This window comes from Paenibacillus taichungensis (assembly GCF_013359905.1).
Classification (GTDB): domain Bacteria; phylum Bacillota; class Bacilli; order Paenibacillales; family Paenibacillaceae; genus Paenibacillus; species Paenibacillus taichungensis.
Genome location: NZ_JABMCC010000118.1, coordinates 124,161 through 142,600, shown reverse-complemented (window position 1 = coordinate 142,600; position 18,440 = coordinate 124,161). Strand labels below are relative to the sequence as shown.

The window sequence follows — 18,440 nt, the reverse complement described above, 5'->3', positions numbered from 1 at the left end:
AAGTTCTAATGAATAATAAACGTCAAACGGTATGGCTCGTATCCATGCTGAGTCTGATGGTCATTTTGTCCGCCTATTACCTGTTCACTGAAGATTCCGGTCCGGTTAATACACCTGTAGCTGAGAGCACGCAGGTGGATGGTATGAAACAGGGAGAAGCGAAGGAAACGGCTGGAATCCTTGATCCGACAGAAGGTCTGGTTGTGAATGAAGTGGTGAATGGCGGCGAAGTTACAGGGACTGAAGGAGATCAAACGGCAACTGAATCTGTGGATAATCCTGCGGTTGTAGATGGTAAAGAAGCTGGAGACACCGAGAAATCACCGGCTGCGGAATCCGGTGAGAAACAAGGTGAAGCAGGTAAAGACAGCGAGAAAGGGACCGACAAAGGCGCTGCAACCACTCCTGATGCAAGTTCTGGAACAGACAGCAGTGCAACGAAAACCGATGAGGACGTTCTCAAGGAGATGGAAGAACAGAATACCGCGGCGTCTGCGAGTAGCCAGTTCCAGAACTACCAGTGGCAGCGTGAGGAGAGCAACAATCGAAAGTATGAAGAACTTATGACCGTTGCGGGTGATCTGAGCAAAACACCAGAAGAAAATGCCAAAGCAACAGAGCAGCTTCGTACGCTGGAAGAAAAAGAAGCCAAAATCAATGGTATTGAAGAAACCTTGTCGCAGCAGTTTGCCAATGCCATCGTTCAAGAGGATGCCGATAAGTATAAAGTCGTTGTTCTCAGTGACAAACTGGATGTAAAACAAGCGGTTTCCATTGTGGATCTGGTTATGAAAGAACTGGCTGTATCCCAAAATAAAATCAGCGTGCAATACGTGACAGAACAGTAATCTAAAATATGGAAAAGTAGCCCCGAGAGCTGGATTAGATCTCGGGCTCTTTCCATTTTTAATGATTATGATATAATACATAAAGCCATATGACCGTCCTAGTGAGACTGGCATGATGCCGAAGGAGTGAATAATGGAAATGTTTAAATTGAGTGAGATCAAAGAGTTGATCAAACTGGTAGATGAAAGTTCCGTTCAAGAGTTGGAAATTGAAAATGAAGGATCACGGTTGTCGATTCGCAAACCGGGTAAAACCGAGTATGTTCAGGCAACTGCTATTCAACCGCAAATGATTGCTGCACCACAGGTGCAACCGGCTGCAGTTGTAGCTGAGGCTGCTCCGCAAGTCGATACTACAAGTCATTTACATAAAATTGTATCTCCGATGGTAGGTACTTTTTACAGAGCTTCCTCGCCGGAAGCAGGTCCTTTTGTAAGCGCTGGTGATAAAGTTGTTGAGAAAACAACGGTATGTATCATTGAGGCGATGAAGCTGATGAACGAGCTTGATGCAGACATCAAGGGAGAAATCGTTGAAGTGCTGGTTGAGAACGGACAGCTGGTTGAGTATGGACAACCCCTGTTCCTGGTAAAACCGGAATAACGGTTACAGCCGCATAACGTCAACTGCATGAGCTTCGAAGGAGGACAATAACGAAATGAAATTTCAAAAAATACTGATTGCGAACCGTGGCGAAATTGCGGTACGTATTATTCGTGCCTGTCGTGAAATCGGCATTTCGACGGTAGCAGTCTATTCGGAAGCGGATAAAGACTCCCTGCATGTTCGTCTTGCAGATGAAGCGTATTGTATCGGGCCTACACTTTCGAAAGACAGTTATCTAAACTTCACAAACCTGATGAGTGTAGCTACACTGACGGAATGTGATGCGATCCACCCAGGCTACGGATTCCTGGCAGAGAACGCTGATTTTGCAGAAATCTGTGGTTCCTGCAATATTACGTTCATCGGCCCATCTCCGGAAGCCATTACTAAAATGGGGGATAAGGCTGTTGCCAAACAGACGATGAAGGATGCAGGTGTACCTGTCATTCCGGGGTCCGACGGTTTGGTTGAAAATATGAATGAAGCCATTATGATTGCTAGAGATATTGGATATCCTGTCATTATCAAAGCTACCGCTGGTGGTGGAGGTAAAGGGATTCGTATTGCTGAAGATGAAGAAACACTGATCAAGCAAATAACAGCTGCCCAGCAGGAAGCACAGAAAGCTTTCGGTAATGCCGGAGTATATCTGGAGAAATTCCTGACAGGCATGAAGCACGTGGAGATTCAGATCATTGCAGACAAACATGGAAATGCAGTGCATCTGGGTGAGCGTGATTGTTCCGTTCAGCGTCGACGTCAAAAGCTGGTGGAAGAAGCACCTTGTCCAATCATCTCCGAAGATGTGCGTACACTGATGGGAGAAGCCGCAGTACGGGCAGCGCTTGCCGTGGATTACTCGGGAGCAGGTACACTTGAGTTCTTGCTCAGCCCTAACGGTGAATTCTATTTCATGGAAATGAATACACGTATTCAGGTCGAACATCCTGTAACAGAGATGGTTACAGGAGTGGATCTGATCCGCGAAATGATCTCGGTAGCTGAAGGCAATCCACTTTCTTTCCGTCAGGAAGATGTTGTGATCAATGGCTGGTCCATTGAGTGCCGTATTAACGCAGAAGATCCGGACCGCAACTTTATGCCGTCACCAGGCAAAATTGGTTTCTACCTTGCACCAGGAGGACCGGGTGTACGTGTAGATAGTGCAGCTTATCCGGGATACACGATCTCTCCTTATTACGACTCCATGATCGCTAAATTGATCGTATGGGGAGCAAACCGGGAAGAGGCCATCGCGAAGATGAAGCGTGCATTGGCTGAGTTCGCGATTGAAGGCATCTCCACAACGATTCCTTTTCATCAGAAATTGCTGGATCACCCAACGTTTGTTCGGGGTGACTTTGATATCAAATTTCTTGAGGAAAATGAGATTTAAAAGGTATATTGGGCTTGTTTGTCATAATGTAGCCCAAATGATATAGTATGTAATAATAAGAGCGCATGTCTCCTGCAGAGGATAAGCCGCCGCACATACGCGGATGAAGGTTGCAGGAGTTCCGGTAAAGCCGGACCGGAAGGGTTCTGAAGGCCAGATTGGCCTGAGTACCAGCGCCCTGACGGATGGCCGCAAACTTATTTCGCGAAAGGTGTGTTGAACAGTTATGAGTACACTGCCGACAGAATTTGAACGAACGGATATCGGTGAAATCCAGATCGCACCTGAAGTTATTGAAGTGATCGCTGGACTGGCTACAGTTGAAGTCAAAGGTGTTGCAGGCATGAGCGGCGGATTCGCTGGTGGATTTGCTGAATTGCTTGGTCGCAAAAACCTTTCCAAAGGCGTTAAGGTTGAAGTAGGTCAGCGTGAAGCTGCAGTGGATGTTTCCGTAATTATTGAATATGGTTACCGTCTGCCACAGGTGGCTACCGAAATTCAACAGAACGTGAAACGCTCCATCGAGAACATGACAGGATTGAATGTGAATGAAGTTAATGTGCACATTCATGATGTTCAGTTCAAGAGCACCGAGAAAGTGGAAGAAATCGACCTGAACAGTCAGCGCGTAAAATAAAAGAAGACAGATTCCCCCGGCATCACTGCCGGGGGTTATCCCGTCTTGGACAGGTCTTCATAAAAAGCGGAAGCTTACACCTGAAGATCATCTTTTTGCCAAAGGGCAGGTTAAGCCATGTTAGTGAGCAAGGGAGGCTGTGCAGTTCGTGGCTAAAATACTGGATCGGCTTCTGTTGTTTATATACAGCATAAGCGTTGGAGCAATATCGGCAGCAGTCATACTTCTTATCAGTGGTGTGCTGCCTTACGAATTGAATTACCAGCAGGAACAAAACGTCATTATTGCAGCAGTTGTTGCAGCAGCGATTTTGTTTATCCTGAGTTTGCGATTTTTCTACATCTCGGTTCGGCGTGATCGTGCTTCATTGCCGTCTGTAGATCAGCGTACTGAGTATGGTGATGTGCAGATTTCGATGGAAACGATTGAAAATCTCTGTCTGAAAGCGACTTCCCGATTCCGGGGAGTACGTGATGTCAAAGCTCGAATTCGTGTGGTTGAATCCGGACTGGAGATTATGATCCGTGCAGTAGTGGATGGCGAGACGCCAATCCCGACGCTGACAGCCGATCTGCAGAAGGCAATACATGATCATGTACAGGAGATTACGGGTATCCCGGTTTCTTTTGTCACCGTGTATATTGCCAACGTTACCCAGTCGCCTAACTACAAGAGTCGAGTGGAATGAGGTGAGTTTCACTGATGCTGTGGAGAGAGATTTGGGATAGTCACAGAGGCCGAATTACCGGAATTGTCGGCGGCATCTTTTTTGGATTTCTTTATGTATGGATCGGTTTTTGGGATATGTTGTTCTTTGCACTCTTGGTGTTCATCGGTTATACGTTAGGCAGACGAAGCGACTCGAAGCTGGGCTCGTTCATTCCCTGGAGGGAATGGGGGCAATGGCTTGGCGATCGCTGGCGTCCCTTTAAGTGAGCCACCTGAACCCTGCAATATGTTTCTTCCGAAAATAGAGCTGTAGTTTAGGTTGCCCGTTTTTTGGAGGAAACGATTGCAGGTTTTTTTGTGAAAAGGGATAACAATATAATAAGATCTCTGATTCCATCAAAGATTTTATATTTTAAAATAAGCATGATGACGCTCCACAGGGAGCGCTGCAGGAGGCAGGACATGAAAAGACGTTTGGCAAGGGAAATTGCAGTACAAAGTCTGTATCAGATGGAAATGAATGAAGTGGGCGCAGCTGAAGCCGTGAATATGCTGATTAATGAAGCCGCTGAAGACAATGAAACCGAAGTGGTTATTCATGATGCAGATGTAATGCGTACCTACGTGACCGAAATGGTACAGGGCGCATGGAACAATAAAGAAGCGATTGACGGATTATTGGTCGATTATTTGAAAGGCTGGCAGATTAGCCGTCTGTCACGTGTAGACCGCCAGATTTTACGGCTTTCCACGTATGAAATGGTGTTCCGTGATGATATTCCGGCAAAAGTATCCGTCAATGAAGCGATTGAATTGTCCAAATATTTTGGTACAGATGAATCCGGTAAGTTCGTTAACGGCGTACTTGGGCGCATGATTCAGGAAGTCAGCACCATCAAAGCAAAACTGTCTTAAGTTACAATTAACTACAGTGCGTGTTCAAAAAGACCGATTTTCAGTACCGAGAAGATGGGATGAAGCTAGAAATGGAGTAGCGGAGCGTAGGGAAAACTACGTGAGCAACGGACATTTCGGCTGAATTTCATATTCGATGCTGATGATGCCGATAGGCATCCTTCGTAATCAAAAGCGGACTTTTTGAACAACCTCTAAAAATATGTTCACATAAGGGAGAGAGAGTACAGTGACAGCATCTATTATTAACGGAAAAGAAGTATCCCAAGAAATGCGCGCAAGCATGACAACAGAAGTGAAACAGCTTAGCGAACAGGGGGTAGTACCTGGTCTGGCTGTTGTGCTCGTCGGTGAAGATCCGGCATCCCAAGTATATGTGCGTAACAAAGAAAAAGCATGTCATGACCTCGGTTTCTATTCCGAAGTTCATCGTTTGGATGCAAGCACGTCCCAAGAGGATTTGCTCGCGCTGGTGGACAAGCTGAACAAACAGGAATCCATTAACGGTATTTTGGTTCAGCTCCCATTGCCGAAACATATCGAAGAGAAAGCGGTGATTGATGCAATCGCCGTGGACAAGGATGTGGACGGATTCCATCCAGTTAATGTGGGGAACCTCGTCATTGGAGACGATAGTTTATTGCCATGTACCCCTGCGGGCGTAATTGAGCTGATCAAGCGTACCGGTCTTGAAATGTCAGGCAAACATGCCGTAGTTATCGGACGCAGCAATATTGTCGGTAAACCGGTATCCTTGCTGCTACAACGTGAGAACGCAACGGTAACGATGTGTCATTCTCGTACAGCGAACATGAAAGAGATCACGCGTCAGGCAGACATTCTTGTGGTTGCTATCGGACGTGCAAACTTTGTGGATGCCGATTTCGTCAAACCGGGTGCCGTTGTAATTGATGTTGGGATGAACCGTCTAGATAACGGCAAACTGGCAGGGGATGTGGATTTCGAAAGCGTGAAGACGGTATCTGGTCCAATTACACCCGTTCCTGGTGGCGTTGGTCCAATGACGATTACCATGTTGATGCAAAATACACTGATCGCTGCCAAACGCGCTCACGGATTGGCGTAGGTTGAATCTGTGGCAGATCAAAAGATCTACTCCATCAAAGATCTGAACCGATACATCCGGATGAAACTGGAATCAGATCAGGTACTGTCGGATGTATGGCTGCGCGGAGAGATTTCCAATTTTACACATCACTCCAGCGGTCATATGTATTTTACATTGAAGGACAAGGACAGCCGAATTAAGTCCATTATGTTTGCTTCCCATAATCAACGATTGCCCTTTGTACCGAAGGAGGGTGCAAGGGTTATTGCTCGTGGTAATGTCTCGGTGTATGAGCGGGATGGACAATATCAATTCTACGCTACACACATGCAACCGGACGGTATTGGAAGTCTGTACTTGGCCTATGAGCAGCTGAAAAAAAAGCTGGAGGACGAGGGACTGTTCTCTACATCACGGAAAAGACAGATTCCCCGTTTTCCACAGACGATTGGTGTGGTAACCTCACCTACAGGTGCAGCGGTAAGGGATATCATGATTACATTGCAACGCAGATATCCTTCTGCCCAAGTGATTCTGTATCCTGTACTCGTTCAAGGTAAAGGTGCAGCTCCTTCCATTGTGAAGGCCATCAACAACCTGAACCGAATGGGTGAAGCCGATGTGCTGATTGTCGGACGAGGCGGCGGATCACTGGAAGAGCTGTGGGCTTTCAATGAGGAGATCGTGGCAAGAGCGATTGTGGGTTCGGCCATTCCAGTGATATCAGCCGTTGGGCATGAAACGGATTTTACAATTGCCGATTTTGTTGCTGATTTGCGTGCGGCAACGCCTACGGCTGCTGCTGAACTGGCAGTACCCAATCGAGCTGAGTTGCTTGATCAGATCGCTCAGCGTCAGCGTCAGCTACAGCACAGTTTACGTCAGCGTGCTGTTCATAATCGGGAGCGACTGGCCAGATTGCAACGATCGCCTGTGCTTGTGCATCCTAGACGTACCTTAATGCAGCATACGGAGCGACTGGATATGCTGCAGCAGCGTCTTCTGCGAACTGTAGATACACGTATGAAATGGACAACTGAGAAACAGGAGCGTTTGCGTGCAGCGCTACAACGGTTCAATCCTCGTGAACAGGTGAACGCAGCAAGACGTGAGAATGCATCAGCTCGGCGTCAGCTGGAGATTGCAATCCGATCTATTACGAGAGCGAAGCAGCAGCAGTGGAAATCATCTGTACGTCATCTGGATGCGCTTAGCCCGCTCAAAGTAATGTCACGTGGATACAGCCTTGTCTATGACGAACAGGAACAACGATTGATCAAATCGATGAAGGATGTACAACCTGGAGATTCGATAAAGATTAAATTAACAGACGGACAGCTGGACTGTCAGGTTTGGGGAATGAAGGAGGACGACAATACCCATGGCGAATGAACCGGAATTGAATTTTGAAGAGGCAATGGCGGCATTGGAAGACATCGTAGGTCAGCTTGAGCATGGTGATGTTCCACTGGAACAGGCCATCGATTTGTTTCAGCGCGGAATGAAACTTTCCCAACTTTGTGGTTTGAAGCTGGAACAAGTGGAACGTAAGATCGAGATGATCGTAGAAGAGGATGGGGAACTTCGCAAAAAACCGTTCGGCGCTGCCGTCGACGAAAGCGGTGAAGTCAATGAGTAATCGTCCTTCGTTTGAAACGTATCTTGAGGAAGTTACAGCTGAAGTGACGGGAGAGTTGAAGCAGACTCTTCCTGTGCACTGGGATGTACCTCAGTCACTGGTTGACGCGATGCAGTATTCACTTATGGCCGGGGGCAAACGCCTTCGTCCACTTCTGGTCGTTGCTGCGGCGGAAGCCTTCGGTGCACAGCGTACAGCTGCATTGCCGGTAGCCTGCGCCGTGGAGATGGTTCATACGTATTCGTTGATCCACGATGACTTGCCTGCCATGGATAATGACGACTATCGCAGGGGAAAATTAACGAACCACAAAGTATTTGGTGAAGCGACAGCAATATTGGCTGGCGATGCACTGTTAACGCATGCTTTTTATAGTATCGTTCAGTCTGGTCGTCGCAGCGGTGTGTCTGCAGATGCATTGTTGTCCATTGTGGAGGAGTTGTCCGAACTGGCTGGAGCAAGAGGTATGGTTGGCGGACAAGTGGCTGATATGGAAGGCGAGCAGGGCATGACAGATCTTGCCCAATTGCAATACATTCATCTGCACAAGACTGGAGATTTAATTGTGTTTTCCCTCATTGCCGGCGCTCGTATTGGTGGTGCGACAGAAGGACAGTTGGAGGCGCTGCGTGTATTTGGTAGAGACCTGGGGCTAGCTTTCCAGATTCAGGATGATATTCTGGATTTGACGGGTGACGAGCAGAAAATGGGCAAGAAAACGCAAAGTGATGTGAATCAGCAAAAGGTTACATACCCTTATTTTATTGGTATGGATGCCTCTCTTCAAGAGGTGAAGTCCCTGACGCAATCTGCGAAAGATGCACTCGGCAGAGCAGAGTTACCAGACCCTTCCAGACTGATGGAGATCGCAGATTATCTGATGAGTCGAGATCATTAGTTTTGGTTGAGCGTCACTGTTTCAAATCACCCAGAATCGTGTAATCAATTTAATGTGCTTTTTCTGGGTTTCATGAAGAGGGTCTGTTCCAACTGGAGATAGAAATACATATTGAGGAAGATCATACGAACCTTGCTGGCGAAAATGCTCGTTATCTGGAGTATACTGCCGTAAATTATGATTCTTGTTCTTTTATGTTATAATGTTTTAATGTCATTTAATAAACTGTGTATATATGGATTACACCAAATCAAACAATCTAGGAAAGCGGGGAGATTCTCGTGCTGCTTCCACAAATTAAACAACCCAGTGATCTAAAGTCGATGTCTCAGGATGATCTCGTTCTTTTGTCGGCAGAGATCCGGCAGTTTCTGATTGAGAAGCTGTCCGTTACAGGGGGCCATCTCGCACCCAACTTAGGAGTGGTTGAGCTCACGGTAGCCCTGCATTACTGTTATAACAGTCCAGTGGACAAAATGATCTTTGATGTAGGGCATCAGGCATACGTACACAAGGTGCTAACGGGGCGAATGGATCGCTTCGATACACTGCGTCAGCATAATGGCCTATGCGGATTTGTTAAACGTAACGAGAGTGAACATGATGTATGGGAAGCGGGCCACAGCAGTACATCATTATCTGCTGCGATGGGTATGGCGCTTGCCCGTGATCTCAAGGGTGAAGACAATCAGGTGATCGCGATGATCGGGGATGGAGCGCTTACAGGTGGTATGGCCTTTGAAGCTCTCAATCACATCGGTCATGAGCAGAAAAAACTGATGGTTATCCTCAATGATAATGAAATGTCCATTGCTCCGAATGTCGGGGCTATGCATAAATACTTGAGCAAAATTCGTTCCGATCGCCATTATTTGAAAGCCAAGGATGACGTGGAAGGAATGCTCAAAAAAATTCCTGCCATCGGGGATCGTTTGGCCAAATCGGCGAGCTGGATTAAAGATAGTGTCAAATACATGATGGTTCCAGGAGTTTTGTTCGAAGAGTTGGGCTTTACCTATTTAGGCCCCATTGATGGACACGACATTCCGAAATTGATTGAAACGTTCAAACAGGCGGATAACGTGGATGGACCTGTAATGGTTCATGTGCTGACAACCAAAGGTAAAGGCTATCAGCCAGCTGAGGCGGATTCACACAAATGGCACGGAATTTCTCCGTACAAAATTGAATCAGGTCAAGTGCTTAAAGCTGTAGGAAAACCGATGTACACGGAAGTGTTTGGTAAAACGTTGATTGATCTTGCCAAGCAGGATAAACGAATTGTAGCGGTAACACCAGCCATGCCAACAGGTTCAGGTCTCATTCCTTTCAGTAAGGAATTTCCTGATCGCATGATTGACGTGGGTATTGCCGAACAGCATGCAGCAACCATGTGTGCAGCACTGGCAATGGAAGGCTTAAAACCTGTATTTGCCGTCTATTCGACGTTTATGCAACGTGCGTATGATCAGATTGTACATGATATTTGTCGTCATAACGCCAATGTCATGTTCGCCATTGACCGTGCCGGATTTGTCGGTCCAGATGGTGAAACGCATCAAGGTGTGTACGATGTGGCGTTTATGCGTCATATTCCGAATATCGTTCTGATGATGCCTAAGGATGAGAATGAACTGCGCCATATGATGAAGACGGCGCTTGAATATAATGAAGGTCCAATTGCTTATCGTTATCCACGAAACAATGTTGTAGGCGTGCCTCTTGATGATGAACTCATTCCGATTCCAATCGGTACATGGGAACAGCTTCGTCCATCTGAAGGTTATGCTATCGTCGCTTCGGGATCAATGGTACAGCTTGCTGAAGAAGCTGCAGAGACGGTTAAAAGAGAAGGCATTACGGTTGGCGTAATTAACGCCCGCTTCCTTAAGCCGCTTGATGAGCAGATGCTGCGTGATCTGGCAGTTCGAGGCACGAAGTTAATTGTGCTTGAAGAAGCATCACAAGCAGGCAGTATGGGCAGTGCAGTTCTGGAGTTTTATGCAGAACAAGGGCTACATGATGTTCATGTGCAACTGATGGGCATTCCGGATCGATTCATTGAACATGGCAGTATTGAGGATCAAAGAGCTGAAGTGGGACTCACGGTTGAGAATGTGAGCTCAGAGCTGCGTAGCATGGCAGCCCAATCTTCATATGGTATGTCCAGAACTCGGTTCCCTTCATAGAATGGAACAATCAGAGGAACTGGAGCACATTATTGATTAATCAGGATTACTACATGATAGGAGAAAGACATGTCACTCCCGAAAGAACGAATTGATGTTCTGCTGGTTGAGCAAGGATATTACGAAAGTCGTGAGAAGGCAAAAGCTGCAATCATGGCTGGACTGGTATATGCAAACAATGAGCGGATTGAAAAAGCGGGCATGAAGATTCCACGGGAAGCCGAACTTAAAGTAAAGGGTTCAGTACATCCCTATGTCGGTAGAGGCGGATTAAAGCTTGAAAAAGCGATCCGTCACTTCGATCTCGATATGAATGGACTTGTGATGCTCGATATCGGTTCATCCACAGGTGGATTTACCGATTGTGCCTTACAACATGGTGCCTCTCATGTATATGCCATTGATGTAGGTTATAACCAGCTGGATTGGTCACTGCGTAACGATGAACGGGTTACTGTAATGGAAAGAACCAATTTCCGTTATGTGACTCCCGAAGATCTACATGGACCTGTGCCGAATTTTGCCAGTATCGATGTATCCTTTATTTCGCTTAGAATTATTTTGCCGCCGCTGCTGGCACTTCTAAAGCAACCGGCAGACATTGTGGCGTTAATTAAACCTCAGTTCGAAGCAGGCCGTGAGAAAGTCGGCAAGTCCGGCGTCGTTCGTGATACTAAGGTTCACAAGGACGTTTTGCAGACGATGCTTCGTTTCGCCAATGAGCTTGGATTAAAGCTAAAAGGTTTAACATTCTCGCCGATCACAGGCGGAGAAGGAAATATTGAATTTCTCGCGCACTGGCGTCTGGAAGAACCAGAGGCAACACAACAAGAGAACGTTCAGGCTTCACTTGATGCACTTGCAGATCAAGTTGCAATGGAAGCTGCCCATACATTTACAGGAAACTCATCATAAGATGAGTTTCTTTTCGCTGGAAAGGTGACATTCTAAAAGGAAATCGGTTGTCGAATCTCGAATATGTCTTCGAGGTGAGCGATGATGGATGGGCAATATGACACAATTGTTATTGGTGTACTTGCTGTCTGCTTGATTTTATGGCTGTTCTTTGGCTTTCGGAATTGGGTTAATCGTCCGATTCCAGTAAGCTTGTCGGGTATGCAACTGAATTTAGAAATTCAGGATTCACCGGCAGTGGATCTGCTTGAAGCGGAAGGATATGAAGTCATCGGAGGTAAAATGAAAATCCCTTTAGCCTTTGAAGCGGATGAATCCGTTTATTACAGCAGGCTTTTCATTGATTATGTAGCAGAGCGGGATGATGAGAGATATCTGGTGAAGACGTCCCGTCGCAGGCAACCTCTTGAACTTACTGGACCCTCCCTGCGAGATCGCTTTCTGTATTATTTATTGTTATATCCCGGTTGTGAAGGGTTGCTGTATGTGGACATGGAGGAATCGAATATCAAGGTAATCAGGCTCATGGATTATCAGGAAGACGTGTACGATGGAGATGATCTGGACTAAGGGTATTTAAGAAACCTGAGAGTTGTTTATATAACGAATGACGAATTGCAGGATGACAAACTTTAAGGAAATAAGAATTAGCCGTTTTATGTAATACATTGAACTATTTTAACTGGAGGCATGTATGAAAGGACAACGACACATTAAGATACGTGAAATCATTAGTCAAAACGAAATTGAAACCCAGGATGATCTGGTTGAAGCATTGCGTAAATCCGGATTTCAGGTGACTCAAGCCACTGTATCACGGGATATTAAGGAGCTTCTTTTAATCAAGATCCCCATGGATGATGGACGATATAAATATTCACTGCCTACAGACCAACGATATAATCCGATTCAGAAACTGAAACGTGCCCTCGTGGACAACTTCTTACACATCGATCATACAAACAATCTGGTCGTGATGAAATGTTTGCCTGGCACAGCTAATTCCATTGCTGCCTTGCTCGATAATATTGAGTGGACGGAAGTGATGGGAACCATCTGTGGAGATGATACCATACTCATCATCTGCCGGACGGAAAGTAACAGCGTGACCGTAATCGAGCGGATTATGGGTTATATTTCTTAGAATATAATGGTTCAAAAACATAATTTCTGAGTGAGTCATCCGGAGGTGTTTTTGCAGATGTTAGTTACATTATCGATTCGTAATCTGGCTGTTGTAGAAGAAGTTGATGTTGTTTTCCACCCGGGATTCCATGTCTTGTCTGGTGAAACGGGAGCGGGTAAGTCAATCATTATTGATGCCTTGGGTCTAATTGCTGGTGGACGAAGCTCTGCCGATCTGATCCGCTATGGATGTGAGAAGGCCGAGATGGAGGCTCTGTTTGAAATGGAGCCAAGCCATCCGGTATGGGAAACGCTGGAGAAGCTTGGCATCCATTGTGAGCCGGAGGAGCATCTAGTGATTCGCCGTGAACTGAATACTCAAGGTAAAAGTACATCTCGTATTAATGGCCAATTGGTCAATTTGACGATGCTCCGTGAAGTCGGAGAAAAATTAATTAATATTCACGGACAGCATGAACATCAAAGTTTGTTGCGCGCAGAAAGCCATCTGGGGCTTCTGGATACATACGGGGCAGCAATCATCGGTCCAGTCAAAACGGAATATCAGGAACGCTACAGTAAGTTTATTACTGCGGAAAAAGAACTACGTGCACTTCAGGAGTCAAGTCAACGTGCGTATCAATTGCTGGACATGTACCGGTTTCAACTTGAAGAGATTGCAGCTGCTTCTCTAACACAGGGCGAGGATGAATTACTCGGAGAAGAACGGGTCAAACTATCCCATAGTGAGAAAATGATGGACAGTGTTGCTGGCGCATATGATCTGCTTAGCGGTCAACGTGGGTTAGAAGCTGTAAGTATTGCATTGTCACGGATTGAAGATATATCGGGATATGACAGCAAAGGGCTACAGCCTATAGTTGAACAGCTGCAGTCTGCATTTTATCAGTTGGAAGACGCGACGTTTCAGTTGCGTGATTATCGGGAGAAAATTGAATTTAACCCGGGTAGATTGGAAGAAGTGGAACAGCGACTGAATCTGATTTCTGGCCTCAGACGGAAATACGGCGACAGTGTGGAACTTATTTTGAATTATTATGAACAGATTAGCCATGAAACCGATCAGCTGGAGAACAAGGATGAACGTCTGGAGAAGCTTCGTAATGAACGTGACAAATTGCTCAAATTAGTCATGGAGTCTGCCGAGGAACTTAGCCGTGTTCGTAAACAATGTGCCGAGGAACTTGCAGCGCAGGTGGAGAGTGAGCTGAAGGATCTGCAGATGGAGAGAACGACGTTACGAGTTCAGATTACGCCTTTTGAAGATGCAAAAGGGATTGAGTGGAATGGGCGTCGTATTCGTCTCACGCGTCAAGGTGCAGATAATGCGGAATTCTTGATTTCTCCGAATCCAGGTGAGCCTTTACGTCCGCTCGGCAAGATTGCTTCCGGTGGTGAGTTGTCCCGAATGATGCTCGCGATGAAGAGTATTTTCGCACGCCATGACCGGATTCCAGTTTTAATCTTTGATGAGGTGGATACAGGTGTGAGCGGAAGAGCAGCACAATCCATTGCGGAAAAATTATACCGTCTGTCTTCTACTTGCCAAGTTTTCTCTATTACTCACTTGCCACAGGTCGCTTGTATGGCCGATCATCAGTATCTCATCGAAAAGCATGTGTACGACGGACGCACGATGACACAAGTGGAATCGCTGTCAGACGAAGGCAGAGTGAAGGAATTGGCACGTATGCTGGGCGGTGTGGAAATTACAGAAAAAACGCTGCATCATGCACAGGAAATGCTGAATTTGGCGGAAGCCAAAAAAGGGTGAAACGAGCGGCTGGCGTAATGATTGACAGTAATAAAAGCCTGGGGGCGAGGTTATCTTATAGGTACGCAATTGGCGACCACCTTTCGTCAAGCGAAAGAAGCAAAGGGAGTGTGACAGCCATTGAATTCCCCCCTCAGGAAGAAATTGCTAGGTCTTTTATTTGCCTTCTTTCTATGTGTGATTAGCCAGGCCATTCAGCCTGTGCAAAGTTATGCTTCATTGCCTGATGAACTCCAGGTATTTGCAGGCAGGCAGGCAGACGTTCATCTCGCTGTACCGGCTGCTTCAAGCGCTGTCGTGGATCGTCCTGACATCGTCGGTTTTGATGGAAAGGAAACTGCGGTTCACGTAACGAAGCAACAACCTTTGCATCTTCATCCCCAACAAACGGGACGTGCCAAATTAACGTTGAAGCTGTGGGGCAAAATTCCGGTAAAAACGGTTAACGTAAACGTGATTCCGGATTTGCGTGTAGTACCCGGGGGACAAACCATTGGCGTCAAAGTAAAATCCGCAGGCATTCTCGTTGTAGGGCACCATCTGGTTCGTTCTGGACAAGATGAACGTGTATCCCCTGGAGAATCAGCAGGCATTAAGCTTGGAGATCTGATTACCCATATGGACGGTAAACGCCTTGATGGTGTATCGGGTGTAGCTGAAGCAGTTGAGCTTGCTGGCAAGAGCAAAAAAGGAATTGATGTCGTTTTAAAACGCGGTAAAGAAACGGTTAAAACCCGTTTGACACCTGCTTATGACGCTGAAGACAAAGCCTGGAGGCTTGGGTTGTACATTCGTGACTCCGCCGCAGGTGTAGGAACATTAACCTTCTACGCTCCGGATCAAGGCGTATATGGCGCTCTGGGACATGTCATTACGGATATGAACACGCAGACCTCCATCGTTGTCGGTAGTGGTCAGATTGTTCAGTCCAATGTAACGTCAATCTCTAAGAGTGAATCCGGTGATCCGGGTGAAAAACGAGCTCATTTCCTGAAAGAAAGCAAAATTTTGGGCAATATTGAACGTAATACGGCTTTTGGTATCTTTGGTAAAATGTCCGGAAATCCTGAACATAGTTTGTATTCAAAAGGGATTCCTGTTGCTTTCTCTCATGAAGTAAAAGAAGGTCCGGCAGAAATTCTCACAGTTGTTGAAGGTCAGCAGGTTGAGCGTTTCTCAATTGATATTGTTCACGTAGCAGACCAATCCGAACCGGCGACCAAAGGTCTGGTGCTTCGTATCACAGATCCGAAGCTGCTGGATAAGACCGGGGGCATTGTACAAGGCATGAGTGGCAGCCCCATTGTTCAAAACGGAAAACTGATTGGAGCTGTGACGCATGTGTTCGTCAATGATCCGAAATCAGGTTATGGCTGCTTCATTGAGTGGATGTTACAAGATGCAGGAGTCATGATGAAAAAGGAACATGCAAAAAACCTTAAGGCGGGTTAACCTCCTTAAGGTTTTTTTGTCGAATGCAAACATATAATATCGGATAATGGAATAAATTATTTATTATATAGCAATGAGAAAAAAAAATAAAGAAAAATAATTTTCGACAGAAGGAATTTCCTCTCCTATGTCGAAAATTTAACCTGTAAGGAAATGTACGAAACGATGTTTAAATTAAAGGAGGATACCGTTTTGCAAAAAATTGAGGTATTGCTGGCCGATGATAATCGTGAATTTACGAATTTGCTTGCCGAATATATATCCGAACAGGAAGATATGGAAGTAACCGGAATTGCTTACAATGGAGAAGAAGTGCTGCAGTTGCTGGAGCAGACTCGCGATGTACCGGATGTACTCATTCTGGATATTATTATGCCTCACCTGGATGGACTGGGTGTACTGGAGCGTCTGCGCAACCTGAATCTGTCTCCACAGCCCAAAGTCATTATGCTTACGGCTTTCGGACAAGAGAATATCACGCAGCGTGCCGTGCAACTCGGAGCTTCTTATTACATCCTGAAACCCTTTGACATGGAAGTACTCGCGAATCGTGTACGTCAACTGGTTGGCACGCAAACCACGATCTCTACAGGTGGTGGTGGCGGGTCATCGATGTTTATGAACAAGTCCAACGTGGTGCCAATGGGTAAACACAAAAATTTGGATGCAAGCATTACGTCCATCATACATGAAATCGGCGTTCCTGCGCATATTAAAGGATATCAGTATTTACGCGAAGCCATTACTATGGTGTATAACAATATCGAAATTTTGGGTGCTATCACGAAAACCCTGTATCCAGCGATTGCCGAAAAGTTCAAAACAACGCCGTCTCGCGTCGAACGTGCCATCCGTCATGCCATTGAAGTGGCTTGGACACGTGGCAACATCGACAGCATCAGCCACCTGTTTGGCTATACAATTAATATCAGCAAGTCGAAACCGACGAACTCTGAGTTTATCGCGATGGTTGCTGACAAGCTGAGAATTGAGCATAAGGTATCCTGAAAGTAGGCGTGGTGCGGGTTTTGGCATATTTACCGTCTGAACAATTTTGGCGGTAAATATCTGGATCATTCGATTTGGAACCGATAAACTTCTATGATATAAACCAACTAATACCGTCATTTATTGGGTTTGGAAAAATCCAATGAAGGGCGGTATTTTTATGAATGATATCGAATTTCAGTTAGATAACTTTATGCTGTACTGTTCATCCAAAAATCTTTCTCGTAAGACCTTGTCAAGCTACGAGCAAACGCTCAAGTTATTTGTTGCTTATTTAAACAGAGAATTTCAAATTGAAGAGGTAAAGAAGGTACAGTCAGGGCACATTCGTCAATACGTGAAATATTTGAGGGAGAGAGGCAAATACACAGTGGTGAACAAGGAGGAATCCAAGCTCATCAATCGTCCTGAAAATCGTAAAGATTTTAAGAAAGAGATATCAACAACAACGATTGCTAACTATGTACGTAACATTAAAGTGTTCTTCAATTACCTTTATGAAGTTGAGAGGGAGATTCCTAAAAATCCAGTCGAGAAATTGGAAAATCCAAAAGTGGAACGCAAAATGAAGAAAACTCTGACACCAGATGAGTTAAAACGAGTGTTTGGTCAGTTCGAGACAAGTACATTCCATGGATACAGAAACCACGTGATATCCCGTTTATTGTTGGATACGGGGATGCGAATTGGAGAATGCCTAAGTATATTGCCAGAACAAGTGGATTTTCAACATAAAAGCATTCATGTCATCAATACTAAAAACAAGCAAGAGCGTTTCGTGTATTTTTCCTATAAGTCTTCAAACGAACTTAAACAGTGGCTGCGTTACAAAGATCGATATTCGAGCAGTCCTTTCCTGTTTCCAACAACAAAAGGAACTCAACTTGATGTCAGAAATTTTGAACGTGCATTACGAGTAGCTGGTGAGAGAGTAAACATTCATATTCATCCTCATCAACTCAGAAACAACTTTGCAAAGTACTATATCTTAAACGGAGGAGATTGGTTTAGTCTTTGCCGAATTCTTGGACATTCATCTGTAGAAGTTACACAAAAAGCTTATCTGGATTTTTCGGATGAAGAGATCGCACGTAAATACCAAAAGCATAGTCCACTTACGTTTATGGATGAACTGAAATGATTTTCGATGTATGTACTGCTTTGGATGAAAGCCAATTCGTAAATTCGATGTGAGGCAGTGTCAAATTGGTTGTACGAGGTCTTAGCCTGAATGGAGACCATGAGTTGGTTGGGATATTTTTGAGGCGTTAAACTATA

19 protein-coding genes are annotated in these 18,440 nt (G+C 45.5%); all 19 read left to right on the top strand.

The annotated features are described in order from the left end of the window. The first annotated feature begins 8 nt into the window (after positions 1 to 8). The 19 genes from HP548_RS23850 (at position 9) to HP548_RS23760 (ending at position 18,303) form a co-directional block, all read left to right on the top strand. A complete protein-coding gene (locus tag HP548_RS23850) occupies positions 9 to 848 on the top strand; it encodes a SpoIIIAH-like family protein (RefSeq protein ID WP_076291877.1) in 840 nt (279 codons plus the stop codon). 139 nt (positions 849 to 987) lie between these two features. Next, complete coding sequence (gene accB / locus HP548_RS23845) at positions 988 to 1,452, top strand: acetyl-CoA carboxylase biotin carboxyl carrier protein (RefSeq protein ID WP_076291928.1); 465 nt, start codon at positions 988 to 990, stop codon at positions 1,450 to 1,452. A 55-nt stretch (positions 1,453 to 1,507) separates the two neighbouring features. Next, positions 1,508 to 2,851, top strand: coding sequence for an acetyl-CoA carboxylase biotin carboxylase subunit (accC, locus tag HP548_RS23840; protein ID WP_099858204.1), 1,344 nt, complete (start codon positions 1,508 to 1,510; stop codon positions 2,849 to 2,851). Positions 2,852 to 3,077: 226 nt separating this feature from the next. Beyond that, the gene (locus tag HP548_RS23835) at positions 3,078 to 3,488 is read left to right on the top strand and encodes an Asp23/Gls24 family envelope stress response protein (RefSeq protein ID WP_024630996.1); all 411 of its coding nucleotides are present in this window, start codon (positions 3,078 to 3,080) and stop codon (positions 3,486 to 3,488) included. A 148-nt stretch (positions 3,489 to 3,636) separates the two neighbouring features. After that, positions 3,637 to 4,176 carry an alkaline shock response membrane anchor protein AmaP gene (gene amaP, locus HP548_RS23830; RefSeq protein WP_076291879.1) on the top strand — a complete coding sequence of 180 codons (540 nt, stop codon included), beginning with the start codon at positions 3,637 to 3,639 and terminating at the stop codon, positions 4,174 to 4,176. Between the two features lie 14 nt (positions 4,177 to 4,190). Then, positions 4,191 to 4,424, top strand: coding sequence for a DUF2273 domain-containing protein (locus tag HP548_RS23825; protein ID WP_053784412.1), 234 nt, complete (start codon positions 4,191 to 4,193; stop codon positions 4,422 to 4,424). 195 nt (positions 4,425 to 4,619) lie between these two features. Further along, positions 4,620 to 5,072: a transcription antitermination factor NusB gene (gene nusB / locus HP548_RS23820; protein WP_063565701.1), complete on the top strand. Its 453-nt coding sequence runs from the start codon at positions 4,620 to 4,622 to the stop codon at positions 5,070 to 5,072. Positions 5,073 to 5,301: 229 nt separating this feature from the next. After that, positions 5,302 to 6,159, top strand: coding sequence for a bifunctional methylenetetrahydrofolate dehydrogenase/methenyltetrahydrofolate cyclohydrolase FolD (gene folD, locus HP548_RS23815; protein ID WP_076291880.1), 858 nt, complete (start codon positions 5,302 to 5,304; stop codon positions 6,157 to 6,159). A gap of 9 nt (positions 6,160 to 6,168) precedes the next feature. Then, a complete protein-coding gene (gene xseA / locus HP548_RS23810) occupies positions 6,169 to 7,533 on the top strand; it encodes an exodeoxyribonuclease VII large subunit (RefSeq protein ID WP_175383082.1) in 1,365 nt (454 codons plus the stop codon). Then, positions 7,523 to 7,780 carry an exodeoxyribonuclease VII small subunit gene (xseB, locus tag HP548_RS23805; protein WP_063565703.1) on the top strand — a complete coding sequence of 86 codons (258 nt, stop codon included), beginning with the start codon at positions 7,523 to 7,525 and terminating at the stop codon, positions 7,778 to 7,780. Before xseA ends, xseB begins: the two co-directional genes overlap by 11 nt. Further along, the gene (locus HP548_RS23800) at positions 7,773 to 8,678 is read left to right on the top strand and encodes a polyprenyl synthetase family protein (RefSeq protein WP_076291882.1); all 906 of its coding nucleotides are present in this window, start codon (positions 7,773 to 7,775) and stop codon (positions 8,676 to 8,678) included. Before xseB ends, HP548_RS23800 begins: the two co-directional genes overlap by 8 nt. Before the next feature lie 281 nt (positions 8,679 to 8,959). Beyond that, positions 8,960 to 10,867, top strand: a complete 1,908-nt coding sequence (gene dxs, locus HP548_RS23795) for a 1-deoxy-D-xylulose-5-phosphate synthase (protein WP_076291883.1) — start codon at positions 8,960 to 8,962, stop codon at positions 10,865 to 10,867. 69 nt (positions 10,868 to 10,936) lie between these two features. Further along, positions 10,937 to 11,782 (top strand): TlyA family RNA methyltransferase, encoded by an 846-nt coding sequence (locus HP548_RS23790; RefSeq protein ID WP_091001512.1) that lies wholly within the window; start codon positions 10,937 to 10,939, stop codon positions 11,780 to 11,782. Positions 11,783 to 11,866: 84 nt separating this feature from the next. Next, positions 11,867 to 12,352, top strand: coding sequence for a hypothetical protein (locus HP548_RS23785; RefSeq protein ID WP_076291885.1), 486 nt, complete (start codon positions 11,867 to 11,869; stop codon positions 12,350 to 12,352). A gap of 124 nt (positions 12,353 to 12,476) precedes the next feature. Further along, positions 12,477 to 12,926: a transcriptional regulator AhrC/ArgR gene (gene ahrC / locus HP548_RS23780; RefSeq protein ID WP_063565708.1), complete on the top strand. Its 450-nt coding sequence runs from the start codon at positions 12,477 to 12,479 to the stop codon at positions 12,924 to 12,926. Positions 12,927 to 12,983: 57 nt separating this feature from the next. Beyond that, positions 12,984 to 14,702 carry a DNA repair protein RecN gene (gene recN / locus HP548_RS23775; RefSeq protein ID WP_076291886.1) on the top strand — a complete coding sequence of 573 codons (1,719 nt, stop codon included), beginning with the start codon at positions 12,984 to 12,986 and terminating at the stop codon, positions 14,700 to 14,702. Positions 14,703 to 14,822: 120 nt separating this feature from the next. After that, positions 14,823 to 16,154: a SpoIVB peptidase gene (spoIVB, locus tag HP548_RS23770; protein ID WP_076291887.1), complete on the top strand. Its 1,332-nt coding sequence runs from the start codon at positions 14,823 to 14,825 to the stop codon at positions 16,152 to 16,154. Between the two features lie 192 nt (positions 16,155 to 16,346). Then, entirely contained in the window at positions 16,347 to 17,162 is an 816-nt protein-coding gene (spo0A, locus tag HP548_RS23765; protein ID WP_076291888.1) for a sporulation transcription factor Spo0A, read from the top strand. A gap of 160 nt (positions 17,163 to 17,322) precedes the next feature. Continuing rightward, the gene (locus HP548_RS23760; protein WP_175383081.1) at positions 17,323 to 18,303 is read left to right on the top strand and encodes a tyrosine-type recombinase/integrase; all 981 of its coding nucleotides are present in this window, start codon (positions 17,323 to 17,325) and stop codon (positions 18,301 to 18,303) included. The last annotated feature ends 137 nt before the right edge of the window (positions 18,304 to 18,440 follow it).